Origin of the sequence: Corallococcus sp. CA047B, assembly GCF_003612065.1 — a bacterium.
Classification (GTDB): domain Bacteria; phylum Myxococcota; class Myxococcia; order Myxococcales; family Myxococcaceae; genus Corallococcus; species Corallococcus praedator.
In genome coordinates this window covers 1-23,604 of record NZ_RAWD01000040.1, presented here as the reverse complement: position 1 = coordinate 23,604, position 23,604 = coordinate 1, and the positions used below count along the sequence as shown (strand labels likewise).

Here is a 23,604-nt window from a genome sequence, read left to right as displayed (position 1 = left end):
ATCTCTCGCGCTGGGGCTTCGGGTGCCTCACAGCAGGTTGGCCGACAGCTCGGCCAGCATGCTGCGCTCGCCCTTGGCCATGGTGATGTGGCCGGCGATCTTCTCGTTCTTGAAGCGATTGACCACGTGCACGAGCCCGTTGTTGGTCGAATCCACGTACGGGTTGTCGATCTGGAACGGGTCGCCGGTGAGGATGATCTTCGTGTTGTCGCCCACGCGGGTGAGGATGGTCTTCACCTCGTGGGGGGTGAGGTTCTGCGCCTCGTCCACGATGATGAACTGGTTGGGGATGCTGCGTCCACGGATGTACGTGAGCGGTTCGATCTCCATCAGCCCCAGGTCCATCAGCTCGTGGTGGCCGCGCCCGGCCTTCTTGTCCGCGCGGCTCAGGTTCATGAGGAACTCCACGTTGTCGAAGATGGGCTGCATCCAGGGATTCAGCTTCTCCTCGACGCTGCCCGGCAGGTAGCCGATGTCCCGGCCCAGGGGGAAGATGGGCCGGCTGACCAGCAGCTTGTGGTACAGCCCCTCCTCCGTCACCTTCTGCAGGCCCGCGGCGATGGCGAGCAGCGTCTTGCCCGTGCCCGCCTTGCCCACGATGGTCACGAGCTTGATCTCATCGTTGAGCAGCAGGTCCAGGCAGAACGCCTGCTCCATGTTGCGCGGACGGATGCCCCAGGTGCCTTCCTTGCTCTGGCGCGCGAGCGGCACGAGCCGCGCCTTGGCCGCGTTGAAGCGCGCCATCGCCGTATGGGACGGGTTGAGTTCGTCCTTGAGCAACACCAGCTGGTTGGGGAAGAGCCGGTCCTGCTGCGGAATCTCCGCCTCGCCGCCGGGCTTGTAGAGCTGATCCACCAGCTCCTTGGGCGCGAGCAGCTCGGTGAAGCCCGTGTAGAGGTCGGTGATCTCCACGCGCTCGGTGTCGAAGTCCTGGGCGGACAGGCCCAGGGCGTCGGCGCGGATGCGCAGGTTGGTGTCCTTGGTGATGAAGACGGCCTGGGTCTCCGGCTCCTTCTCCATCAGGTCCAGGGCCACCGCGAGGATGCGGTTGTCCACCAGGTTGCTGTCCACCATGGACGACGGCAGCGCGCGGTCGGTGAAGCTCACGCGCAGCATCCCGCCGTGCGGCAGCGGGACGCCCTCCTTCAGTGAGCCTTCGGCGCGGAAGGAATCCAGGTAGCGCGCCACCAGTCGCGCATTGCGTCCCAGCTCGGAGAGGTCGCGCTTGAAGTTGTCGACCTCCTCGATGACGTAGATGGGGATGATGACGTTGTTGTCCTTGAACCCGTAGATGCTGCGGGGGTCATGGAGGAGGACGTTCGTGTCGAGGATGAAGTTCTTTCGCATCGAGGGCTTCGCGACCTGACCTGGTTCGGGTGCGATTGCTGACGGCGAGCGACGGACGTGGACGACTGCTGGTCCCAATATAGGCACCGAACGAGCAGGCACCACCGGCATTCCCGTCCGGGACGACGAAGGGACGTCCAGAAAAGCACGGCCACCGTCCTGGGTGGCCCGGGCGCGACCGTTCCGGGAGACGCTTTCAGACGCCCGCGGTGGACCGCAGGGGCGTTGACGCGCGGTCCGCGTCATCCTGTAACGACGACTCGGGCGACAGCGGATCATACCCCAGCAGCTCCACCACCCTTTCGGGCGGGGGGCCGGGAGGCATCCGGGCCCAGGGGAAGCGCGCCTGCAGGGCTTCTTCGTCCAGGGACAGGGGCTGCTTCGCGAGGAAGCGCTGCGCTCCGTGCCAGCCGCGCGTGTCCAGGCGCCGCGACAGCCGCCGGGACAGGGGGCTGATCATCGCGGAGGGGGCGAAGAGGGCGGGCTGTCCCTGGGCGTCCCGCATGCAGCCCAATTCCACCGCCCACGCCAGCAGCCAGCGCGGCCAGCCCCGCCCGGCGCGGCGCAGGGCGCTGAAGCGTCCTTGGGCGGCGCCGTCCACGAAGGCGTAGCGCGGGTCGTAGACGCACGCCGCGGAGAACGTCGCGGGCATCAGCGCCACGGCCTCCGCGCCGATGCGGCGGGCCATGAGGTGCAGCAGCTCCAGGATGTCGCGCGACAGGGAGAGTCCCGGGTGGAGCTGTCCGGGCAGGGGCGGACGGTTCCAGTCAAAGGGGCGTCCGGGGTGCTGCAAGAGGAGGCTGTCCACGTAGAGCAGCGGGGCCTCCGCGGCCGCGTGGGTGAAGCCCACCTCCGCGCCCGTGGCCCGGCGCAGGGACAGGTCCACGACGGGCGTGTGGTAGCGGCGGCTCCAGAAGGTGAGGCGCGGCTGGAAGGGGTCCTGGCAGGACAGGCGCAGCTCGAAGGGGCCCACCCGCTCCTCCAGCCGCTGGGTGAAACCATAGGCGGCCAGGGCGCGCTCCAGGCCCTCGCGGCTGTAGGTGCCGAACGCCAGGGCCACGCGGTCGCCACCGGACTCCAGGCCCAGGTCGTCCAGGGACAGGGACTCCTCCCCGACGGAGGACAGGTCCAGGCCGTTCAGGCGCGAGTACGTGCGGCGCAACTGCGGGCTGATCTGTGGTGTCCGGGGCATGGGGGCGTCCTAGTCGTAGCGAATGTCCACCAGGGTGAGCTCAATCTCCCCCCGGGGGCGCCGCACCTCCACGGTGTCACCCGGGGACTTGCGCAGGAGCGCTCGGCCCATGGGTGATTCGACGCTGATGCGGCCTCCCGTGGCGTCGATCTCATCCGAGCCGACAATCTGATACGTGAGCCGTGTTCCGCCCTCGTCCTCCAGGGTCACCGTGGCCCCGAAGTACACTTTCGTGCGGTCCCCCTGTTCCGAAGGGGTGACGATGGTGGCGGTGTCCAGACGTTTGGACAGGAACCGGATGCGCCGGTCGATCTCCCGCAGGCGCTTCTTGCCGTAGATGTATTCGGCGTTTTCTGAACGGTCGCCCTGGGCGGCGGCAGCGGACACCTCCGCGGTGACCTTGGGGCGGGCCTCGTTGAGGAGCTGGAGCAGCTCCTTGTGCATGCGCTCGGCCCCTGCCCGGGTGAGGTAGCGGCGCAGCGGTGCCTGCTCCCCCTCCTCTTCGTCCTCGGGGGCATCGGGCGGGTCGGGAACTTCCTGGGCCATGCTCCTGTGTATAGCCCTGGACGCTGACAGCCGGAGGCCGCTGGCCGGGCGGATGTTCACCCGGGGGCGGGAAGCGGCTTGTCAGGTCGCGGGGGCTGCGATCGCCAGTGGAAGTCCCGGGGCGCTGCTGGTAGGAAGCGCCTCACGACAGCCGAGCAGTTGGGGGCGGCGAAAAAAAGAATAGCGAGTCGCTAGCTCAGCTGGTAGAGCACCGGCCTTTTAAGCCGAGGGTCGGGGGTTCGAGCCCCCCGCGACTCAAAGCCGTAGAAGTGCAGTGCAGACGTCCCCGTCGTCTAGAGGCCCAGGACACTGGCCTTTCAAGCCGGCGACACGGGTTCGAATCCCGTCGGGGACACAGTAGGGAGCGGGGTTGGACGGATAAAACCGTCCGACCCCGCTTTTTTTATTACGCGAGGGGGGCATCGTCACGAGCCTCAGGGTGGCGCTCGCTAGAAAAAGTGTGCTCTGCCAGCCCAGGTTCCGTACCCAGACCTGAGAACAATGCACCGGAAAGCACAGCTTCGGCGAAATGACCAATACGGTGTTCTCGTTGCCGCCGAGCGATGTGCTCGGCTGATCGACGCGTACGAGTTCGGATCCTCAGGGCCAGAAGAACTCCGACAAGAGGATGCCCGGTTTCCCTACTGGGACGACTTCTCGGAACTCTGGCGCGACGGCGCGCTGCATGGCTGGCAGGTGAAGCGCCAGCGCGCCCCACTTCCTGCCGAGGTACTGGCCGAGCAACTCCGCTCACTTCAAGATTCACGACTAACCCGAGCACATCTGGCACTGCCCTCACTCGTCCAGATACAGCAAGTGGGATCGCTGGCACATCTGGAAGAGCTTTGCGAAGCCCTACGGGAACCCGGGTTTCACCTGGACGCTTTCCTGGAGCACCTGAACGCGCCCCAGCTGCGCTGGCTGGAGTGGACCAGCAAGCAGCTCGGATTGACCCGTCCCCAAGACACCATTGCTGTACTTGGACGTCTGGAGATACACGCGCTTGGGAATGAGCGGACGTTGCGGGAGGCCGCGTTGTTGCGACTTCGGCAGTTTGATGATCCCCAAGCCGTGCTCGATGGAATCATCAGTTACTTGAGCTCCCATCCAGGTGAATCCATCGCGGTTCGCTACGAGGTATTGGAGCAAGAAGTCCTACAAGGACGATCCCGCCGTTCTGTCTCGCGCCCAGGGGCGGCTCACCTGCGCACAGAGTATCTTCGCGCGGTGACCCAGGAGTTTGCGTCGCTTTCTCCACTCGGTGCCACTGACGAAAATCTGGCGGAATGGCCACGGATACAGGACGTCTACGTAATGTCTGCCTTGCGCACGGCGTCGCGCCATGAACGGCCCGATCCTGTGTTGGATCCGTTACGTAAGGAACTCCTTTCACAAGAGCTCACCCATCCATCCCTTGAACGGGAGCCAACGCACCGCAACCTTGGCCTTCATCCCCACGTTGTGGAGCTTCTAGACTGGCTGAGGACCCCTTCACGCCTCGCAACCCATCCGATTTTTGGAGTGGAAGGCGAGGTAGGCTCCGGCAAGAGCATGCTGCTGGCATACTTGCGGAACCTATTGGCGGAGGAAGCCCAACATCGTTTCGATGCGCCAATACCAGTACTGCTGGTGGCTTCCGATCTCGCGACAGGCAGTATTGAAGAAGCCTTTCTCCGCCGGGCACCTGGATTCCGCGATACGCGAGTGCTCACTCCTTCTTCCGCCGGTTGCATCTATCTCGTGGATGGGCTCGACGAGGTGGAACCTCGCCTTGCGTCAACGATTGCACACCGCCTGCGCGAATTGGCCCAGCACCAGGGCACGGCCGCGTTGGTCTTGGCCGGTCGCCCATCCCGCCCCCTCGCATTTCCCTCGCAAGCAATCATCCTTCGCCTCACGCCCTGGAGCCGAACCCAGGTGGAAATGTTCCTGGAGCGTTGGCGCAGGGCCGCCCCTGAGCAGGTAGCTGCGCTGGAGTCCATTCGCCGCTTCGAGGCGCTGCTCCCACTTCTGTCTCATCCGCTCACAGCAACCTTCTGCCTCGTCCTCGCCAGCCAGGATCCGGGGGCATTGAGAAGTCGCGCAGCGCTTTTCCGCGGTATCACCGCGCAATTGTTCCAGGGCTGGGTTCGGACACGTGAGGGTCAGTCTCAAGTTCCGCCGTCCTGGGCGGAGATGTCTCCCACTTTCGAGCGGCTTGCCCTGGAAATGTTGCGCGAAGGTACCGGGAGCCTGTCCCATCGGAGGCTCCGGCAGCAGTTGGGCAAGTTCGCTCCGAATCGTGAAGAGGAGTGGCTGGACCTTGCCCACCGAAAGTTTGGCCTTCTGGTGCGACAGGAGAATGGGACGTCCCGCTTCGTCTTGCGCGGCATCGCCGAGCACCTGGCCGGAGCCGCGCTGTATTCCCAAGGCGATGCAGCAATCTTGTCGGTGGCAAGCAAGCGATGGGCAGAAGAGCCTGTTCGCCATGCCATTGGGCTGTCTGCGGAACTCGACTCCCCTGAGCACGCGCTCAGCCTGATCTCGCGACTACTACCCGAGGGGCCGAATCTGGCCCATGACAACCTCCGGGCACTGATGGTCGCGGCTCGGGCAGCATTGGATCTGGGCGAGAATGCCTCACCTCTCGCGGACAGGCTGGCCCAGGCGTTGGTTCCGCTCCTTGATCGAGAAGATTCCACCTGGATTCCCGCGCTTGTAGCGAGCGTCATACACGAGATGGCTCGACTTGAGGGACCGTGTTGGCGAGCCATGCTGAGGCACTTGAGAGAGCCTCTTGCAACAAGCATCTGGGACCATTCACATGCAACTCATGGAACACAGGACTGGCGTCATTGGGAGCATGTTCTCAAACACAGCAACCCGACGATTCGACTGGCAGCGCTAGAACAACTGGCCACGTGGGTTCATGAACCGAGCGTGCAGCAAGTCCTCGTCCTTCAGTTGTTTGACGCAGGAATGCACTTCGACCGCTGGATTCCCATTCAAAGCGGACTGATTCTCCGGAAGGCACCGCGCGACGATCCGTTCACTCAGCATTGGCTCGTGCCAATGTTGGCGTCTATTGCCCGCGCGGAATGGCAACTCCCTTCCGGCGGCGCCGCACTCGCACTACTTCCAAGCGAGGCGGATCCTGAACTGTTGGCCCGGTGTTTCCGCTCTCTCGGTCGACTCAACATCGCCATCCCCAGTGCATTGGCTCAGCTCGCCGAATCTGAAGCAGGACGCGTCGCCTTGGAGAGAACGTGGCCAGAGTGGAAGGAGGCCAGGCCATGGGAACCAAGCACCCAGCGTCCTCAGCGGATCATGGGCCCGCGGACAAACTCACCGCCACTAACTCGCCGCCGAGATGTCATCCAGGCCATGGCTCCGGCTCTTGCGCGAATGAGCACGATGGAGCTGGCGGAACTCAAGATCAACCTTTCGGAAATTCTGCCTGTCCTCTGCGAATATGCCATGGACAAACCAGAGCCTTTGCTCAAGGCGCTAGTACCTCGCTGGCCTTCCGGCCTTCGGGCACAAGATCAACGTCTGGTTGGTAAAGCAGCAGTGAAGCACTCGGCCATCAGGCAAGCTCTACTGAGTTCCTGGCGAGAGGAAAAACGAGGGACTCTCAGCTCATTTCATGGAGACGCCCTTGAGCCCCTCATCGAGAATGGAGACATGGAGGCGGCGCGGCTCTATGCCCAATGGCTGCCTCTCTCCCATTGGATTCGGAGCGCGAGCGGAAGTGGAATGAATGTCCCATCTGCGATTGTTCTACGCCATCCAGAAATCCGTCCAGTGGCGGAGACATTGGCACTCACGTACATCCAGAACGCCACGAAGCTCTACGATGGCGCCGACGGGAAAAAATCCCGGGCCTGGAGCTCCGTTTGCGGATCTGTTCTTCACTCCTTACGTCCCGCCTGGGAGAACAACGCCGAAATCGCAACTCTTCTTCATGAATTGAGCACGGCGGAGGATTTCGAGGCCATTCAACCTGCGCTGCTCGCATATCCCCAGCCCCCTTTCCCTGACTGGCTTCAGCCTGCGGTTCGACGGCGTCTTGAGCAAATGCAGGACGTGCCTGGATGGCAGGAAGAGCGACAGGTCGCCGCCTATATCCGATGGGCTGAGCAGGCAGGATGTGCGGAAATACTCCGTCCCTTCTTGGAGCGATTGCGCCAATCGGCCCCCAAGGCGCGCTACGTTGTAGCATCTGCTCTTGTGAATCTCCTTGAACCCCAGGAGCGGGAGGACCTCGCGTCCACCATCGCAACAGAGTGGCCCTCCGGCTGGGAGTGGCACTATGACAGGGAGGAGATCTTGGGTCGGCTTGTCATGGCCGCTCCGAGTGCATGGTTCGCCCGATTGCGCGAACTGGCGCGGCAAAGCGCATTCTGGATGGGTGTCCAAGGGCTTCCAGTCATTAGTATCGCAAAGGGACTGTTGACCTCGGGGCTTCGACCTGAAGAGCGACAGGAATTGTTTTCGATCCTCAAGACGATCAGTCCTGAGCATCCCTGGACGGGAGAGCAGCCCTTCTCGATAAAGTCTCAACGTCCCGCAGATGCTCTTGCAGAGTTAGAATATGAAGTGGGCGGAGCTGATTGATTCGCGTAAGGCGTCTCTGAATCCTACAACTGGAGTTCGGAAGAGACCGCAGTCGCCCTCTTGAAGGAACAGGAGACGGTGGAGCGAGACGTCCCTTGCAGCAGCCATCCGTCACTCGCCCCAGGGGGCCGGAGCCCGGCGGATTGAACCGGGTTCACGCGACCGCCGGAGAGGGGCTGCGGCGCTCCCATCTCCATGGGAGCACGCGCCCCGCCGGCGGCCTGCCAGCACGCCTGCGGAGGGGCCGCTGCCAGGCCCTGGGGGCGTGCAGGTATGGAGCCCGAGCAGCCGAGTCAGAGGGCCGGCTGCTCCCTCGGCATCTGGGCCTCCACCTGGCGCTGGAGGGTCTGCAACCGATCGAGCCGCTCCCTCAACTCGCCGCGCAGGTCGCGGTAGTCGGTGTGAAGGACCTCGTCGTGCAGCGAGTCGATACTTTCAGCCAGGCAGGCATGGAGGAGGTGGAATTGCTGCTGGGAGAGCTCCAGAACCATGGGACACCTCTCTGTCAGCGGCTCAGCGGCAACGCTCCCTCCCTCACACCCGAGGGAGCGAGCGTGCGCGTCAGGGCCACAGGGGGCGGATGCAGCTGCTCCTGGTGCCTGACGCGCAGACGGTCGCGGAACACCATGAAGTGTAAGCACGCGCTCACCGACTGCCCCAGGGCCCGGCCTGCCAGGGTGTTGGGTGTCCTACATCCACGGCTCAAGCGGATGAGGGGTCGCACGTCCGTCCGGTGAATACCGCCACCGGTCAGGTTCCGTCCCGCTCCGCATCCAGCCCGAAATCCGGGGCACCGCTCGGCCTCCTGGGAGGCCGAGGGGTGCGAGCTGCCATTCGCGGTTGCGGCGCCTCGGATTCAGAGGCGCCACCACCGCGAGCACTGACTACCGGAGCGCGATGAGCGAAGCCACGAGCAGCGAGACGACGCTCATGACCTTGATGAGGATGGCGACGCCCGGACCGGACGTGTCCTTGAACGGGTCGCCCACCATGTCGCCGACGACGGCGGCCTTGTGGACCGCCGAGCCCTTCGCGTGGCCCGGCAGCTTGCCCTTCTCGATGTACTTCTTGGCGTTGTCCCACGCGCCACCCGCGTTGGCCATGTAGAGGGCCATGGTGGCACCGACGACGAGCGCGCCGGCCAGCAGGCCCGCGAGCGCCGAGGGCCCCAGCACGTAGCCCACCAGCGGCGGCGCGACGATGGCGACGAGGCCCGGGAAGATCATCTCGCGCAGCGCGCTCTTGGTCGCGATGTCGACGATCTTCTTGGGGTCCGGATCCGCCTTGAGCTCCATCAGGCCCGGAATCTCACGGAACTGACGGCCGATCTCTTCAACGATGGCGCCGGCGGCGCGACCCACGGCGAGCATTGTCGAGGCGCCCACCAGGAACGGCAGGATGGAGCCCAGCAGCATGCCCACGATGACGTTCGGGTTGGTCAACAGCAGGCTCATCTCCGGCAGACCGGCGGCCAGACGCGTGTGGTTGACCTCCAGGTTGAACGCGGAGAAGAGCGCGATGACGGTGAGCGTCGCCGAGCCGATGGCGAAGCCCTTGCCGATGGCCGCCGTGGTGTTGCCCACCGCGTCCAGCTCGTCGGTGATGGCGCGCACTTCGGGGCCCAGGCCGGACATCTCGGAGATGCCGCCCGCGTTGTCGGAGATGGGGCCGTAGGCGTCCACCGTCATCACGACGGCCGTGCCGCCCAGCATGCCCACCGCCGCCATCGCGATGCCGTACAGGCCGAGCGCCCGGTCCGCGATGTAGGCGACCAGCGCGATGGTGGCCATCGAGATGCCCACGCTCTCCATGCCGACGGCGAGGCCGCGGATGAGGTTGGTGCCCGCGCCCGTGACGGAGGCCTCCGCGATGCGCTTCACCGGCGTGGACGACGTGTAGTAGTCCGTGACGAGGCCGATGATGGCACCGCCGAAGGCGCCCGCGGCCAGCGCCACCGTGATGGCCTGCGACAGGCCGAACACATTCATCATCACGAACGACAGGCCCACCAGGATGACGGGGGGCATGATGAGCGCGCTGCGCAGGACCTGCGCGGGGTTCATGTGCTTGAGCGCACGCGCGATGAAGATGCTCAGCAGGCTGACGATCAGGCCCACCGCGGACAGCACGAGCGGGAGCACCACGCCGGCCACCCGCCCGAGCCCCGTCGCCGAGGGGTCCACCACGAGGCGGGAGAGGTCCGACGCGCTCGCGGTCAGCGCGATCGCCATCGCGGCGACGAGCGCCGCCACCATGGACTCGTAGATGTCCGCGCCCATGCCGGCCACGTCGCCGACGTTGTCGCCCACGTTGTCCGCGATGACGCCGGGGTTGCGCGGGTCGTCCTCGGGGATGTTCTCGATGACCTTGCCCGCGATGTCGGAGCCGACGTCGGCGGCCTTGGTGTAGATGCCGCCGCCCACGCGCGCGAAGAGCGCGATGGAGCTGGCGCCCACGGCGAAGGAGTGGAGGATGGAGGTCAGGTGCTCACTGCCCTGGAACACGTAGTAGACGCCGCCCATGCCGATCAGACCCAGGCCGGCGACGGCAAGCCCCATCACCGCGCCGCCATCGAGCGCGACCAGGAGCGCGTTCGGCTTCGAGCCGGTGCGCGCGGCCTGCGCCGTGCGCACGTTCGCGTACGTCGCGGCCTTCATGCCGATGTAGCCCGCGAGCAGCGACAGGAACGCGCCCAGCACGAAGCTCGCGCTCGCGAGCCATCCCAGCGTCAGGCCGATGATCACCGCGACGACCGCGCAGTAGGCGGCGAGCACCTTGTATTCGCGGACGAGGAACGCCATCGCGCCTTCGCGGATGTAGCCCGCGATGCGGTTCATGGTCGCGTCACCTTCCGGGAGACCCTTGACGCGGAAGTAGAAGAACGCAGAGAAGAGCAGCCCCACGGCGCCGACGACGCCCGGTGCGACTGTCCAGAAATTCGACTCGAGACTCGACAACTCCATCCGTTCCTCCAGAGCAGTCGCGGGGGACAGACTTCCCTCCCCCAGCGGGCCGCTCGTGTGCCGCAAAATTTGGTACGGGGCCTATACGTGATTTCAGCGCAAGCTGGGAGCCTCCTCGAACACCGCGGGGGCACCACGCGCTGGGGGGCCCGTCTCCGGGATGTGTCCAACGCCTGCGAGGACCCTGGGCGACAGGCGGGGATGGCAGGACCCGCCCAGTGAACTCAAGTGCCTGGATTCACTCGCGATTCAGCGAAAGACGCGCGCCGTCATCCGTGGCGGTTTCCCTCCCGCTCAGGGACGCGGCGGCGCCCAGATGGCGCTGTGGGGCTCCGGCGCGTCGGGAGATACTTCCGCCGTGTAGAAATAGGCCGCGACCGCGGCCCGCCCCCGTCCCTCGGGACATTCCAGCGCGGAGGGGTGGCCGTGCCAGTGGTCGTCGCCATGGGCCATGACGACCAGCCGGTCGAGGAGCGGCGCGATCCGCGTCTCACACCGGGCGAGGTCGGCGCTCCACAACTCCAGGTCACCGCCCCAGGCGGCCTCCCAGCCGGGGTTCAGGTAGTAGAGGACGGTGAGCCGTCGCGAGAGCGCCCGGAAGCGGTCTCGGTTGAAGTCCGCGTGCAGCGCCAGATGGCCCCCCCGCAGCGTCAGGTGCAGCCCGGCGCCCCGGAAGTGCGGATCCGGGATGAGCCCCTGGACGCCGGTGAGCGTCTCCAGGAAGTCGATGAACGACATGCCGGAGAACTCCGAGAGCAGGTGCCGGAGCGCCCCGGGCACCCCTTCGAACGCCTTGCGCTGGAGCTGCCCCAGCCGCGCCGCCTGTTCCTGGTGATCGCGTCGCTTCCAGCTGGCCTCGGTGGCACCGGGGAAGATCGCGGCCAGTCCGGACGCCAGCCGCTCCCCCAGGAAGCCATCGATGACGACGTGCGGATGCGGCCGCGCGGCGCCGTAGGCATCACGCCGGGCCAACGCGAGCGCGCGGAGCGCCGTCCGGTCGAGGAAGAAGCTGGGCCCCAGCAACGGGCCTTCTTCGAGGGTTGCGACGCTCACCGGACCTCTTCCGCTGGAGTTGCCGACCCTCGATGATGTCATGCGCGCGGATCGCACGCCTCCGAAAACAAGGCCGCTCGCCGCGCCAGGCTCCGGAGCGCTACGGAGAGCACCAGAGGCGCACCGTGCGGTCCGCACCGAGCGTGGCGAGCTGGCCCGTGGAGGAGAAGGCGGCGCCGATGATGGACTCGGGCCACTGCTCCTGCGCGATGGACGTGCCGTGTCCCAGCAACCGCTCGCGGAGGGTGAAGTCGGAGGTCCTCCAGAGCCGCACCTCGGGGCCCATGCCGCCCGTGGCCAGCACGGTGCTGTCGGGGGAGAACACCGCGGCGAAGCTGGACTCGAGGGACGCGCCCTCCCCCGCCGCGGCCTGGAGGCCCAGGACCTCGACCGTGGAGGAGCCGTCGTAGGCCGCGCTCGCGAGCCACCGGCCATCCCGCGAGAAGTCCACACGAGGACCTCCCCTGGAGAACGCCATCGCGAAGGTGCGGTCCGGGCTGTCCCCGGTGACATCGAGGAGCCGGAGGTCGCCGCGCCCCGACAGGTACGAGAAGGCAGCCAAGAAGCGACCGTCCGGGGAGAAGCCGGAGACCCCTGCGCTCACTGCGAAGGTCTTTCGACGCTCGCCCGACGCGAAGTCGCTCACGATGATTTGATCCGCCTCGTGCCGGGCGGCCGTCTTGAAGTCCGGGGACACGGCCTGCACGGAGTCCTGGAGCAGCTGCCCGGAGGCCCGATCATAGAGGCCGCCATTCACGAGCAACCGGCCCAGGTCCGGGCTGAACTGCACGCGCCACGGCTGCGGGATGGCGGGGGCCGCGACAGCGCCCAGGTCCGACGTCCGCCACAGGGCCAGGGCGCCATCCGCGTGGGTCGCCAGGAGCGAACCCTCCGGGGAGAAGGTCACGAACCCCTGCATCTCCGGCCCCAGGGAGACCGTCCGCACGGTGTCCGGGTTCTCCACGGGATGGATGCGGATCTCGTTGCCCCAGGGTCCGCAGAGCTGCCCAGAGCCATTGCACCAGAAGGCGTTCACTCCCAGGTCGACGATGAGTTCGGCGCTGTCCCGGCTGAACGCGAGGCCGCTCACGTAGGACGTCTTCGTCTCACTGAAGCTGTGGACCTTCGTCCAGTCCGCCACCCGGTAGACCGTCACGTCGGGCCCCAGCCCTTCGGCGTAGAGCATGCCGTCCGGGGAGAAGGCGCTCGCGTCGTGGATCGTCGAGCCCTCCAGTTCCTTCACCACCGCACCGGTGTCCAGGCGCACCACCACCCCACCCGAAGCCAGGAGCCCCCCCTCCTTCGACCACGCGAGCTGCCCTCCGGACAGGGAGGGGAAGGACCTGCTCCCGGACGCATCGGGGACCTGCACGGTCACGGCGGAGTGATTCACGGCGATGGCCAGCGAGGTGCCGTCGGGGGAGAAGGCCAGGGAGCGGACGACCTGCTCGAACCCGCGTTGCCAGCTCCCTCTCAGGTTGCCATCCGCCACGCTCCAGATGCGGACGAGGGCGGTGTCCTCCGTCGCCGCGTCGAAGCCTCCCGTCGCGACGAACGCACCGTCCGGGGAGATCGCCACGGCCGTCGTCCGGTCCGAATGGGGACGGGCGAAGGTCCGGACAGGCGTCAGGTCCGGAAAGCTCCAGACGCGCGTCTCCGTCCGACTGGACGCCACCAGCCGGTGCCCGTCCGGGGAGAACGCCACGCCCACCTGCTGCCCTGGGAGTTCCCAGAACGTGTGGAGCCGGCTTCCGTCCGCGCGCCGGAAGAGCACGAGCTGGCCCGACAAGGTGGCCGCCGCCAGCACGGTTCCGTCCGGCGACAGCGAGGACGCCGCCAGTGCCCCGGCCCCGATGGCCCCACAAGCACGGAACGGCGCGGCGCTCGAAACGGGAAGAACAATCGGAGGAGGAGGCGTCGCGGGCGGAGGGGTCTCTCCCGAGCAGGCGACGAGGCCCACCAGGGTCACGACAGCGGCGATACGAGGGTGACTCTTCAAGCGGCTCCATGACGGAGGGAAAATCCGTCCAGGCGCCCCCTGACTCTTCGCGGATGTCAGCCCTGACCGGAAAACAGCGGACCGGACGAATGCGGCCTTGTTTCTGCCGCGGGCGCCGTCGGCCCGGGACTTGCGATGGAGGTTGCGTCAACGGAGGAACGGATGGGCATTCGCATTGGCGTGGTGGGGGCAGGTCTCGCGGTCATCGCTTTGTTCTCGGGGGGTTGCGGAGACGACGCCCCGACAATCGACACCCAGGAGGGGCCGACGTCCGACCCGTCCGATGGAAACGAAGTTCCCACGTTGCCCCCTCCCGGTTCCTCCGAGGATGGCGGCACACCTCCTCCGGAAGAGGATGGGGGGACGACACCGGATGACGGCGGATCACCCGACGCCGGGCCGACGCCCGACCCCGGCGAGCCCCAGGACGCGGGGCCCTGGCCGGGCGACGCGGTGCTCGACTACTCGCGCTCGTTTGGCGTGGGCACACCGCGAAGCGTGGGGCTCGATGAAGGGCTGAACCTCTGGCTCCTCGACGGTCGCCGCATTGGCGTGCTGCGTCCGGGCGACAAGGAGCCCACGTGGACCAGCGACGTCGGGCAGGCACGTCAGCCGTTCGGCGTGGACTCACTCGCTACGGACTCGACGGTCATCTGCGGCGGTGAGGCCGGACGCGCGTACGTGGGCTACAGCGCCGACGAGATGAAGCGCATGGAGGGAGTCGAGCAGCGCACGTACATCCCCAACCCGGGCGACGCGTACTACACGCCCGAGCGCTACGCCGAGTACCAGAAGGGAGACCTGGACGCGGTCCGCGTGCAGCCGGATGGAACCGTCGTCCTTGAGGAGCACCTGTGGCGCACCACCGGCGCGTCGAACGCGGGCCGGCAGATTGGCATCCACAACACGAACGACTTCCACTACGAGGAGGACCGCACCGTCCTCAACTGCGCTCGCGTGACGCGCGGCCGGGATCGCGGCGACCTCTACATCACGACGAACCACGGCGTGACGCGCATCCAGGGGCTCACCTACAACAGCCACCGGCACCCGGGCTGGTATCTCTACGAGAACGGCTCCGAGTGGGGATCGCTGCAGTGCCCCTACATGCACGGGCTGGGCATCGCGCCGAACGGGAACGTGCTCGTCGCGAATGAGCAGATGCTCGGCGTGCTCGTGCCCAGCGCGAAGCTGGAGGAGTGGGACCGCGAGCTGACCTGGGATGGCCCCACGCCGTGGATCTTCAAGAGCTTCAACGACGCGCTCAACGGGCAGGCCTCCGATGACTACTGGCGCGCCTTCGAGCAGACCCCGTCCGGTCGCTACTACCTGGGGAGCGCGGAGTTCGGTGTCTGGGCGATGACGCCGAAGTCACGCTCGACGGGGAACTGGTCGAAGGTCGCGGGGCTGCCCACGAACCGCATCCTCTCACTCAAGGCGACGGATGATGGCGCGCTCTACATCGGCACGAATGGCGCGGGCCTCTGGCGGCTGGAGCCGGACGGCACGACGCTGGCGAAGGTGCCGCAGGTGTCGGGCCAGCGCGTCCTGCAGCTCGTCTACGAGCCCACCGTGAAGCCAAGCATGCTGCTCGTCCTCACCGACCAGGGGCTGACCGTCCTCCGCGGACCGTAAGGCAGACCTGTCTCCCCTGCCCTGCGTCTCTCAGGGTGCGCCAGACCGGGCCATCTGGCGCACCGCCGCGCTGTCTGGCAGAACGTCGGGCGGGGCCGCCGTCACCGTGCGAAGTCCCTGTTTCAGTGAGAGGGATTCCGCGAATGAACCAGCCCCCCGTTTCCACGCCACGCCCATCCCACTCCTTGAGCTGGGTTCGCATCGTGGTTCTCTGCTTGCTTGGCGTGCAGTTGACGGCTTGCGACGCGGAGCCCCTCCCCGACTCCGACTGTGTGAACGGAACCACGGAGGCGTCCGCCTGCGGGCTGAATGACCGCGGCGCCCAGCACCGGACCTGCGCCGCGGGACAGTGGAGCGACCTCACCCCTTGCGAGGACCCCGACGTCTGCGTGGATGGCGCCGAAGAGTCGCTCGCCTGCGGGTTGAATGGTCGTGGCACCGGGACCCGGACCTGCTCCTCCGGCGCCTGGGGCGAGCCGCGCTGCGAGGACAAGGACAAATGCCGCGACTGGGACTTGGAGACCATTCGTTGTGGTGTGCTCGCCACGCAATCCCGGGAGTGCACGTCCGGGCAATGGGGCCCCCTGGGGTTCTGTGATGATCCGGCACCCCTCTCCCTCCAGGTGCCCGGCCGCCAGGACCTGATTCATGATGCCAGACGCAAGCGCCTGTACATCACGACCCGCGAAGGTGGCGGGCAGGTGCGTGTGTTCAGCCTGGTGACGGGCTATTTCGATGCCCCGCTGCTCACCGGCGGCTCCTTCCTGGGCATCGATCTGTCCCCGGATGGCGATACGCTCATCGTCGCCGATGGCGGATTCAGCGCCCCCCGGAACTGGATCCACCTCATCGATCTCAAGACAGGGACGTCGCGCCGGATCGAGTTCGAGTTGGAGTCAGGCGAAGGAGGGACGTTCATGGCGCTCTTCACCTCCAACACCGAAGCCCTCGTCTCCTCCGACTACAACGGCTCTGGCTGGAGTCCCTTGCGCAAGGTCGACCTGGTGACCGGCGCGGCCACCTCGCTCGCGCTCGCGGCCGTGAACACCATGCTGACCCTGTCCGCTGACGGCTCCACGGTCGCCTATGCGCAGTCGAACACCTCCAGCGGCAATTGGGGACGGTACAAGGTCGGAGCACAGACCTTCGCGAATGCGATGACAGGTTGGTTCGTCCGTGAGGCTGCCGTCAGCCGGGACGCGTCCCAATACGCCGTCCCGACCTACAACGGGCTCTACGTCTTCAACAGCGACCTCGCCTCGCCGACCCTGTTGGGGACCTATGCCAGGCAATTGCCCACCGGGGCTGTGTACAGCCCCGTCTCCGACGAGCTCTATCTGGCGTGGACCGGCGCGAAGACATCCATCGACGTCTACAGCACCAAGACCTTGCGCAAGTTGCGCGACATCGAGCTGAAACCGGGGCTCTTTCAAGACTTCAGCGACCATGCCTTCAGTGGCGGGCGGATGCGGGTCTCTCGCGATGGCGCGTGGCTCTTCGCCACCACCGGGACGGACGGCGTGGTCATCTACCCCACCCGGCGGTGAGGCGAGGGCCCCCGGCCCTCGCGGCACCGGAGTGGCTCACTCCGCGCGGCCCTGCGCGTTCTGCCACCGCTGGCCCGAGCTGTAGTTGACCGGGATCCACCGGTAGCCCTTGCCCTCCGCGCTCAACCGGCCCAGGCCAGGAAAGGGCATGTGCGCGAGGCCGATCAGGTCGCCGCGCCTCGCGGCCTCCGTGAACGCACGCGCTCGCTGGGCCGCCGCCGCACGCTCATCGATGTCGTAGGCGACCGTCACCGACGGCTCGCGCAGTTGCACCGAGCCGAAGTGCATCAGGTCGCCCCACAAGGCCAGCCGCTGGCCACGGCTCTCCACGACGTAGGCGCTGTGCCCGGGCGTATGGCCCGGGGTCGACATGGCCCGGATGCCCGGGACGAGGGTGTCCCCGTCTCCGAACGTCTTCAGCTTCCCCGCGACCTGGTACGGCCCCACCATCGCCCGGGCCTCCTCGAAGTACTTCGGGTCCACCGGTCCCTTCGCCGTGTTCTCGCGACCGAGCCAGAAGCCCGCCTCTCGCGCGTGCACCTGGAGGATGGCGTTGGGGAACGCCCGGCTCACGTTGGACATGAGTCCGCCGGAGTGGTCGGAATGGATGTGCGTGAGCAGCACCACGTCAATCTGCTCCGGCTGGTAGCCCGCGGCCCGGAGGCTCTGCTGGAGCTGGCCTCCCACGCCGGGGCCGAAGAAGCCCCCCACGCCGGTGTCCACGAGCACCAGTGCCGTGCCGGTGTTGATGACGAACGCGTTGATGGACAGCTCGACCGGATCCGCCAGGTGGTCGCGCGAGAGCAGCTCCCTCACCCGCTCCGGCGTCGTGCGCGTCGCCACCTCGCTCACCGTCTGGGGAACGGTGCCGTCGGACAGCACGGTGACTTCGAAGTCGCCGAGCAGCATCCGATGGTAGCCGGGCGACTGGGTCCGCACCTGGGGCGCGGCCGCATGGACGGCGGACGGAAGCAGTGGAGCGCCGGCCAGCATCAGCAGGGTGAGGGCGCGAGAGACAGCGTGGAAGGCACCGCGAGGCAGGTTCGTTTTCATGGACGAGGAGATACGCCCCGCCTCCTCTGGGATAAACGGGCGCTCTTCACACACTCCGTTTCACCGCTGAAACAATCCGGAGTGCGCGACGAGGCCCTGGGGCCTCCTGTCTGAACGCGGTATGCCGTGCTGGAGGTGGAAGATGGACAGGTTCACGGCGATGGAAGCGTTCGTCCGCGTGGTGGAGAGCGGCTCCTTCACCAAGGCGGCCGACGCGCTGGGCCGCCCGAAGGCCGCGGTGACCCGGCTGATCCAACAGCTGGAGGCGCAGCTGCGCGTGAAGCTGCTGCACCGCACCACGCGCCGCGTGACGGTCACCCCGGAGGGAATGACCTACTACCAGCAGGCCCTGCGCCTGTTGGGCGAGGTGCGGGAGCTGGAAGCCACGCTGTCCCAGACGCGGCGCGGCCCCCGGGGACGCCTGCGCGTGGAGTCGAGCGGGACCATCTCCCGGCTGCTCATCGTCCCCGCGCTGCCGTCGTTCTACGCGCGCTACCCGCAGATGCACATCGAGCTGGGGGTCAGCGACCGCGTCGTGGACCTGCTCGCGGACAACGTCGACTGCGCCATTCGCGGAGGCCCCGTGAAGGACGAGTCCCTGGTGGCACGGCACCTGGGCGACCTCTGCTATTGGGTGTGCGCGTCGCCTCGGTATCTGGAGCGGCACGGCACGCCCCTCCATCCGCTGGAGCTGGCGGGCGCGTCGCACGCGGTGGTCAGCTACTTCTCGTCGCTCAGCGGCAAGGAACTCCCCTTCGTCTTCGTCCGAGATGGCGAAAAATTGGAGGTCCAGGGCCGCAGCCTGCTCACGCTCAACGAAACCAACGCGTACCTGGCCGCCGGGCTCGCGGGCCTGGGCGTCATGTACGCCCCGCGCTTCGTCTTGGAGCCGTACCTGGCCTCCGGGGAGCTGGTGCGGGTGCTGGAAGGCTGGCGGCTCGAACCCCGGCCCCTGTTCCTGGTCTACCCACCCGCGCGGCAGTTGGGCGCCGGGGTGCGGGTCTTCATCGACTGGTTGACGGAGCTGTTCGCGAGCCGGCCGAACCTGTGGCGCGAGGACGGGTAGCGGTCCCGGATCAAACCGTGGGCACCGTTCCACCGTCGATCGTGTACTCGCTTCCATGGATGGAGGCGGCCCGCGCCGACGCCAGGAAGGCGACGAGCTCCGCGACCTCTTCCGGCCAGGACGGGCGCCCGATGGGAATGCCGCCGAGCGCGTCCATGATGCTCTGCCGCGCGGCGGTTTCGTCGGAGCCCGAGTGTTCCGCGATCCGCTTCACCAGGGCCTCCGAGGCGGTCGTGCGGATCCACCCGGGGGCGATTGAATTCACCCGCACGCCCTTGGGTCCCAGCTCCTTGGAGAGGGCCTTGCTGTAGGTCGACAGCGCGGCCTTCGCGGCGGCATACGCGATGGTGGAATCGTGGAGCGGAAGCCGCCGCTGGATGGATGAGATGTGCAGCACCACGCCCCGTCCGCGTTCGATCATCGCGGGAATGAGCGCGCGATCCAGCCGGACCGCGCCCAGGAGGTTGAGCGAAAGCTCCTCCTGCCAGAGTTCATCCGTGAGCGCGGCGAAGCCGCCTCCAGGCGCGGAGGAGCCCCCCAGGTTGTGCACCAGGATGTCGATGCCTCCGAGCTTGTCCTCGACCGTGCGCGCCACCGTGGCCACCCCTTCCGGAGTCCCCAGGTCCGCTTGCACGAAGAGGCCGGGCGTCGAGTCCGCCGGAATCGCAGAGCGTGCGACGGCGACGGTCACCGCGCCCGCGGCGCTGAGCCGACGAACGATGGCCTGGCCGGCACCCTTGGTCCCTCCTGTCACGAGCACGCGCTGGTCCGCGAACTCGCGCGGATCGATGACGAAGCGAGGCATTGCTGTTTCAGACATGGGTTTCTCCTGTGGAGGGATGCCCCCAGGAATGGCGTTAGGCTCGACCGATGACAAGAGCGCACGAAGAAGTGGGTGACCCACCCGCGGGTAAGTATGAGGCGCCACCGACGCCCGAGGCGGCGGCGGAGCGGGTCGAGGAAGCCCTGAAGCTGATGGAAGGACGCTGGAAGCTGGTGATCCTCTTCCAGCTCTTCGGAGGGCGCGTGGTGCGCTTCTCGGAGTTCGAGCGGGCCATTCCTGGCATCTCCCAGAAGATGCTGGCGCAGCAGCTCCGTCAGCTGGAACGCGACGGTCTTGTGACCCGGACCGTGTACGCGGAGGTCCCGCCGCGCGTCGAATATCGCCTCACGCCGTGGGGCCAGTCCCTGTGCCCGGCGCTCGAAGGGCTGCTCCGCTGGGCAGCGGAGCAACCCGTCAGTGCCCCGGGCCGCGTATAGGCTGGGTGCGACCAGAGCTGGAGCGACTACGACGCGGAGCGGGGACGCAAGCTCATCGAGATGATGTCCCCGCGCGAGCCCGGCGAGCCCGGGTGGTTCCAGTTCGCCATCGCGCTGAAGGACACCGACACCCTGGTAGGGGACTGCGCGCTGCGCGTGGATGAGCAGGACCCACGCGTGGGAGAGATTGGCTTCACGCTCTCACGGCACCACCAGGGACAGGGCCTGGGCACCGAGGCCGTGCGGGCGCTGCTGGGCTACGTGTTCAACACGCTGCGCCTGAACCGGATCATCGCCGTGACCGACGCGAAGAACACCGCCGCAGCGGCCGTCCTCGAACGGCTGGGCATGCGGCGCGAGGCACACTTCATCGAGAACGTCTTCTTCAAGGGCGCCTGGGGTGATGAGTTCCAGTACGCCCTGCTCGGCCGTGAGTGGCCGAAGCCCTGAACCTGAGCCAGGAGGGCCCACCGAGTGGCCCCCCGAGCAGACCGTTTCCACGGGCTGGCACCGAAGCCAGACAGGGACGCCGCGAAGCTCAGGCTTCCATCGCCATCCTCAACCCGGCCGGGGGTGGAGCTTGCAGCCGCAGGCGCTCTCCCGTGAGGGGGTGCGTGAACGCCAGCGTCTCCGCGTGGAGCAGGTAGCCGCCATCTCCGGGCAGGCCGGGCTCGCGCTCGCGGGGCAGACCTCCCGAGGCGAACATCGGATCCCCGGTGAGCGGATGGCCGATGTACGCCAGGTGGATGCGGATCTGCTCGGGGCGCCCCGTGTGGATGCGCACCTCGAAGAGGGTCTGTCCGTCACGCCGCTCCAGGACCGTGGCGTGGCTGTGGGACGGCTTGCCCTTCTCGGTCGCCCCGTGCACGGACTCCAGCACGGGGTGGGGCACCAGCCCGATGGGCGCGTGGATGTCATAGGCCGCCTGCGCCGCGACCCCGTCCGAGAGCGCCCGGTAGCGCTTCTCCACGTCGCCCTCGCGCCAGTTGCGTGAGAGCTTCGCGGCGGCCTCGTGCGTGCGGGAGAAGAGCACCAGCCCCGACGTCGCCCGCCCCAGCCGGTGCAGCGCGGAGGCCTCCGGCCAGCGCAGCCGGACGAACGACAACAGCGTGTTCTTGAGGAAGCCGCCGGAGGGCAGCGTCGGCAGTCCACCCGGCTTGATGACCGCGAGCAGCGACGCGTCCTCGTACACCAATTCGAAGCTGTCCGGCGTCACACCCTCCCGCCACGGCGGCCGGTGCCAGCAGAGCTCCTGATGGGCTTGCAGCAGCTCGTCGCCGGTGGCCGTGACGCCGTCCAGCCGCACCTCGCCGCGCACGAAGCGCGCACGCCACTCCTCCTCGGTGGAGTGGCGGTAGGCGCCCGTCAGGTGGGCGAGCGCGGTGCGCCCCACGGACGCGGCGCCAATCCGCTCGCGGTACACGTAGCCGTCGTTCAGGCCGGCGGAGTCATCAGGCTGGGACATCACCCGTGCACTCTACGGTCCGGAGCGCGGGTTCGCGGCAACCATCGAGCGCCCGGCGGGGCGGGCGACATCATGGCGGGCCGCCCTCGGTCTCGACGATGGCCGCGAGGAACAACACATACGTCAGCTCGGCCACGGGGCGCTTCTCCCGCCGGGCCTGGAGGCGCAGCGCCTTGGGCAGGGAGCAGGGCCGCCCCCGCTCACCGTCGCGCATCTGGACGTGGCCCCTTTCGGAGTAGCCCACCACCTGCCAGCCCAGCTTGCACAGCGCCGCACTGAGGTCGTCGGTGAGCTGGTGGTGGATGGCGCGAGCGATGGGCACGGGGCTGAAGCGCTCGCTCGACCAGCTCCCCGCCTCCTCTCGCCAGCCACGGGCGCGCAGGTAGTTCGCCTTGCGCGCCAGCGACAGTCCTCCGACGTGGCGCTCGAGCTTCATCGCAACGCTCGGCGCGGGCAGAAGAGGGACATGAGAGGAGGCTCGCCATATCGCGCCGCCTCCGCATGCACCAGGGCCCCCGAGGGGACCTACTCCAGCATCAGCTTGCGCGCCGCGGCCTGCTTGCGCACCGACTGGATGATGGCCGTGTCGAGCGTGTCCGCGCCCTTGTCCTCGGCCTGCTTCACGGCGAGGAACTTCTCACGCTCTGCCTGGAGCGTCTGGATGCGGGCCTGGATGTCCGAGCGCTCCTTCGCCTTCGCATCCACGATGGCCCTGCGCTCCACCACCGACTTGCCCTTCAGCTCCGTCGGCAGCTCCTCCTCCTTGAGCGCTTCCACCTTCACCGTGCCCTTCTTGGCGCCATCCACCAGGTCCCAACTGGAGTTGTCATAGAGCCGGCTCGCCTTGGACGCCGCGCGCGACGCGGTGGCGCCAGCGCTGACCCCGGCGTTGCTGTCCTGGGCCTCCTGCCGCATCTTGCCCGCGCTTCCTTGCGACCCGTAGCCCATGTAGGTCTTGCTCAAGTCCCCGCTCAGCCGCGCCAGCTCCGCGTCCTGCGGGGCCGCCACGTGGGCCACCGCGCGGTTCTGGTCGATGTTCAGCGCCTGTCCCTGGGCGAGCGCCGCGGCCGCCGTCCACCCCTCCCGGGCCCCCACCTCCGAGGGACCGCAGTGGATGGTGTTCACGATGATGCCGTGCTCCTTCGCGCTGGCGATGGCCGTCGAATAGACGACGGGCCCCTGGGTAAAGGGCTCATTGCCCGCGATGTAGATGAGCTTCAGGTCCTCCTTCGACTTGCTCCAGGACAGCTGGGTGGTGGCCTTCTGGATGGCCTGCCCGCAGTACTCGTCCCCACCGTTGGTGCGCAGCGCGAAGAGCTGCTCGGAGACCTTGTCCAGGTCCGTGGTGAAGGGCAGGAGCTGGCGGATGTAGCCATCCTTCGCGTCGATGTCGGACTTGCCGTACTCGTAGAGGGCGATCTCCAGCCGGGCCATCTGACCGCCGCGCCGGGCCTTCTGGAACGTGTTCACCACCGTCCAGAGCTGACGCCGGGCCTGATCGATGAGGCCATCCATGCTGCCGCTGGTGTCGAGCAGCAGGGCGATCTGCACCCGGGGCGCGGACGTCGCGGCGTCCACCACCGCGGGCGCGGGGCCGGCGGGCTCCTTCTGAGCGACGGGCGCCACCGAGCCCGTGGGCGCGGCCGGGGTCCTGGCGAGCGAGACTTGAGGAAGGGCGAGCAGGCCAAGACCGAGGGCGAGGGACTTGAACATGGGGTTCTCCAGCGGGATGACGCGAGCGGCGCGGGAGACCCGTGCCGTCAGGTTTCCCTTGAACGAACGGGCCACGAAAAAGGTCTGACCCTGTTTTCCGACGGGGCGCCGGGGGCCTCGTGCCTCACACCCCGGGCGCCGTCCCCCGTATATTTCCCCGCATGAAGGA

General features: G+C 67.3%; 17 protein-coding genes, 2 tRNA genes and 1 pseudogene. 8 read left to right on the top strand and 12 right to left on the bottom strand.

Translation table 11 applies throughout. From position 1 onward, the window contains the following. Window positions 1-27 precede the first annotated feature (27 nt). The 3 genes from D7X74_RS09680 to greB form a co-directional block, all read right to left on the bottom strand. Window positions 28-1,347: a PhoH family protein gene (locus D7X74_RS09680; RefSeq protein WP_120532641.1), complete on the bottom strand. Its 1,320-nt coding sequence runs from the start codon at window positions 1,345-1,347 to the stop codon at window positions 28-30. Window positions 1,348-1,543: 196 nt separating this feature from the next. Beyond that, window positions 1,544-2,539, bottom strand: coding sequence for a deacetylase (locus D7X74_RS09675; protein WP_233595598.1), 996 nt, complete (start codon window positions 2,537-2,539; stop codon window positions 1,544-1,546). A 9-nt stretch (window positions 2,540-2,548) separates the two neighbouring features. Beyond that, window positions 2,549-3,085 carry a transcription elongation factor GreB gene (greB, locus tag D7X74_RS09670; protein WP_120532640.1) on the bottom strand — a complete coding sequence of 179 codons (537 nt, stop codon included), beginning with the start codon at window positions 3,083-3,085 and terminating at the stop codon, window positions 2,549-2,551. A gap of 185 nt (window positions 3,086-3,270) precedes the next feature. On the opposite strand from greB, the gene D7X74_RS09665 reads away from it, so the two are divergent. The 3 genes from D7X74_RS09665 to D7X74_RS42620 all read left to right on the top strand — a co-directional run bounded on the left by D7X74_RS09665 (window position 3,271) and on the right by D7X74_RS42620 (window position 7,681). Beyond that, window positions 3,271-3,343 (top strand) — tRNA-Lys (locus D7X74_RS09665). Between the two features lie 24 nt (window positions 3,344-3,367). After that, a tRNA-Glu gene (locus D7X74_RS09660) sits at window positions 3,368-3,440 on the top strand. Window positions 3,441-3,586: 146 nt separating this feature from the next. Then, on the top strand, window positions 3,587-7,681 hold the full coding sequence (locus D7X74_RS42620) for an NACHT domain-containing NTPase (RefSeq protein WP_147446523.1): 4,095 nt from the start codon (window positions 3,587-3,589) through the stop codon (window positions 7,679-7,681). A 293-nt stretch (window positions 7,682-7,974) separates the two neighbouring features. On the opposite strand, the gene D7X74_RS09655 is transcribed toward D7X74_RS42620, so the two are convergent. From D7X74_RS09655 to D7X74_RS09640, 4 genes are all read right to left on the bottom strand, one after another. Then, window positions 7,975-8,172 carry a hypothetical protein gene (locus tag D7X74_RS09655; RefSeq protein ID WP_120532639.1) on the bottom strand — a complete coding sequence of 66 codons (198 nt, stop codon included), beginning with the start codon at window positions 8,170-8,172 and terminating at the stop codon, window positions 7,975-7,977. 393 nt (window positions 8,173-8,565) lie between these two features. Next, window positions 8,566-10,644, bottom strand: coding sequence for a sodium-translocating pyrophosphatase (locus D7X74_RS09650; RefSeq protein WP_120532638.1), 2,079 nt, complete (start codon window positions 10,642-10,644; stop codon window positions 8,566-8,568). A gap of 294 nt (window positions 10,645-10,938) precedes the next feature. Then, window positions 10,939-11,697 (bottom strand): 2OG-Fe(II) oxygenase, encoded by a 759-nt coding sequence (locus D7X74_RS09645; protein ID WP_120532637.1) that lies wholly within the window; start codon window positions 11,695-11,697, stop codon window positions 10,939-10,941. 100 nt (window positions 11,698-11,797) lie between these two features. Further along, on the bottom strand, window positions 11,798-13,696 hold the full coding sequence (locus tag D7X74_RS09640) for a WD40 repeat domain-containing protein (protein WP_120532636.1): 1,899 nt from the start codon (window positions 13,694-13,696) through the stop codon (window positions 11,798-11,800). A 162-nt stretch (window positions 13,697-13,858) separates the two neighbouring features. Here D7X74_RS09640 and D7X74_RS09635 point away from each other — a divergent pair, with 162 nt between their 5' ends. Both D7X74_RS09635 and D7X74_RS09630 read left to right on the top strand, forming a co-directional pair. Then, window positions 13,859-15,331, top strand: coding sequence for a hypothetical protein (locus D7X74_RS09635; protein ID WP_120532635.1), 1,473 nt, complete (start codon window positions 13,859-13,861; stop codon window positions 15,329-15,331). A gap of 143 nt (window positions 15,332-15,474) precedes the next feature. After that, window positions 15,475-16,878, top strand: a complete 1,404-nt coding sequence (locus D7X74_RS09630; RefSeq protein WP_147446522.1) for a YncE family protein — start codon at window positions 15,475-15,477, stop codon at window positions 16,876-16,878. 36 nt (window positions 16,879-16,914) lie between these two features. Here the strand turns inward: D7X74_RS09630 and D7X74_RS09625 are convergent, their stop codons facing one another. Further along, window positions 16,915-17,931 carry an MBL fold metallo-hydrolase gene (locus tag D7X74_RS09625; protein WP_233595600.1) on the bottom strand — a complete coding sequence of 339 codons (1,017 nt, stop codon included), beginning with the start codon at window positions 17,929-17,931 and terminating at the stop codon, window positions 16,915-16,917. Window positions 17,932-18,073: 142 nt separating this feature from the next. On the opposite strand from D7X74_RS09625, the gene D7X74_RS09620 reads away from it, so the two are divergent. Further along, window positions 18,074-18,997: a LysR family transcriptional regulator gene (locus tag D7X74_RS09620; protein ID WP_120532633.1), complete on the top strand. Its 924-nt coding sequence runs from the start codon at window positions 18,074-18,076 to the stop codon at window positions 18,995-18,997. Between the two features lie 10 nt (window positions 18,998-19,007). Here D7X74_RS09620 and D7X74_RS09615 read toward each other — a convergent pair whose 3' ends face one another. Continuing rightward, window positions 19,008-19,817, bottom strand: coding sequence for an SDR family oxidoreductase (locus D7X74_RS09615; RefSeq protein ID WP_233595601.1), 810 nt, complete (start codon window positions 19,815-19,817; stop codon window positions 19,008-19,010). A gap of 71 nt (window positions 19,818-19,888) precedes the next feature. Here D7X74_RS09615 and D7X74_RS09610 point away from each other — a divergent pair, with 71 nt between their 5' ends. Together D7X74_RS09610 and D7X74_RS09605 are read left to right on the top strand one after the other, a co-directional pair. Next, the gene (locus D7X74_RS09610) at window positions 19,889-20,257 is read left to right on the top strand and encodes a helix-turn-helix domain-containing protein (RefSeq protein WP_233595602.1); all 369 of its coding nucleotides are present in this window, start codon (window positions 19,889-19,891) and stop codon (window positions 20,255-20,257) included. Between the two features lie 36 nt (window positions 20,258-20,293). After that, a pseudogene (locus D7X74_RS09605) lies at window positions 20,294-20,707 on the top strand (GNAT family N-acetyltransferase); the annotation flags it as partial. Window positions 20,708-20,795: 88 nt separating this feature from the next. On the opposite strand, the gene D7X74_RS09600 reads toward D7X74_RS09605, so the two are convergent. The 3 genes from D7X74_RS09600 to D7X74_RS09590 form a co-directional block, all read right to left on the bottom strand. Further along, window positions 20,796-21,722 carry an RluA family pseudouridine synthase gene (locus D7X74_RS09600; protein ID WP_120532629.1) on the bottom strand — a complete coding sequence of 309 codons (927 nt, stop codon included), beginning with the start codon at window positions 21,720-21,722 and terminating at the stop codon, window positions 20,796-20,798. Window positions 21,723-21,792: 70 nt separating this feature from the next. Further along, entirely contained in the window at window positions 21,793-22,158 is a 366-nt protein-coding gene (locus tag D7X74_RS09595; RefSeq protein ID WP_120532628.1) for a hypothetical protein, read from the bottom strand. 89 nt (window positions 22,159-22,247) lie between these two features. Beyond that, window positions 22,248-23,435, bottom strand: coding sequence for a VWA domain-containing protein (locus D7X74_RS09590; RefSeq protein ID WP_120584002.1), 1,188 nt, complete (start codon window positions 23,433-23,435; stop codon window positions 22,248-22,250). Between the last annotated feature and the right edge of the window lie 169 nt (window positions 23,436-23,604).

Bases quoted from the DNA above. Each gene is read 5' to 3' on its own strand.
- D7X74_RS09680 (WP_120532641.1), bottom strand. From the start codon at position 1,347: ATGCGAAAGAACTTCATCCTCGACACGAACGTCCTCCTCCATGACCCC.
- D7X74_RS09675 (WP_233595598.1), bottom strand. From the start codon at position 2,539: ATGCCCCGGACACCACAGATCAGCCCGCAGTTGCGCCGCACGTACTCG.
- greB (WP_120532640.1), bottom strand. From the start codon at position 3,085: ATGGCCCAGGAAGTTCCCGACCCGCCCGATGCCCCCGAGGACGAAGAG.
- D7X74_RS42620 (WP_147446523.1), top strand. From the start codon at position 3,587: ATGCACCGGAAAGCACAGCTTCGGCGAAATGACCAATACGGTGTTCTC.
- D7X74_RS09655 (WP_120532639.1), bottom strand. From the start codon at position 8,172: ATGGTTCTGGAGCTCTCCCAGCAGCAATTCCACCTCCTCCATGCCTGC.
- D7X74_RS09650 (WP_120532638.1), bottom strand. From the start codon at position 10,644: ATGGAGTTGTCGAGTCTCGAGTCGAATTTCTGGACAGTCGCACCGGGC.
- D7X74_RS09635 (WP_120532635.1), top strand. From the start codon at position 13,859: ATGGGCATTCGCATTGGCGTGGTGGGGGCAGGTCTCGCGGTCATCGCT.
- D7X74_RS09630 (WP_147446522.1), top strand. From the start codon at position 15,475: ATGAACCAGCCCCCCGTTTCCACGCCACGCCCATCCCACTCCTTGAGC.
- D7X74_RS09625 (WP_233595600.1), bottom strand. From the start codon at position 17,931: ATGAAAACGAACCTGCCTCGCGGTGCCTTCCACGCTGTCTCTCGCGCC.
- D7X74_RS09620 (WP_120532633.1), top strand. From the start codon at position 18,074: ATGGACAGGTTCACGGCGATGGAAGCGTTCGTCCGCGTGGTGGAGAGC.
- D7X74_RS09615 (WP_233595601.1), bottom strand. From the start codon at position 19,817: ATGTCTGAAACAGCAATGCCTCGCTTCGTCATCGATCCGCGCGAGTTC.
- D7X74_RS09600 (WP_120532629.1), bottom strand. From the start codon at position 21,722: ATGTCCCAGCCTGATGACTCCGCCGGCCTGAACGACGGCTACGTGTAC.
- D7X74_RS09595 (WP_120532628.1), bottom strand. From the start codon at position 22,158: ATGAAGCTCGAGCGCCACGTCGGAGGACTGTCGCTGGCGCGCAAGGCG.
- D7X74_RS09590 (WP_120584002.1), bottom strand. From the start codon at position 23,435: ATGTTCAAGTCCCTCGCCCTCGGTCTTGGCCTGCTCGCCCTTCCTCAA.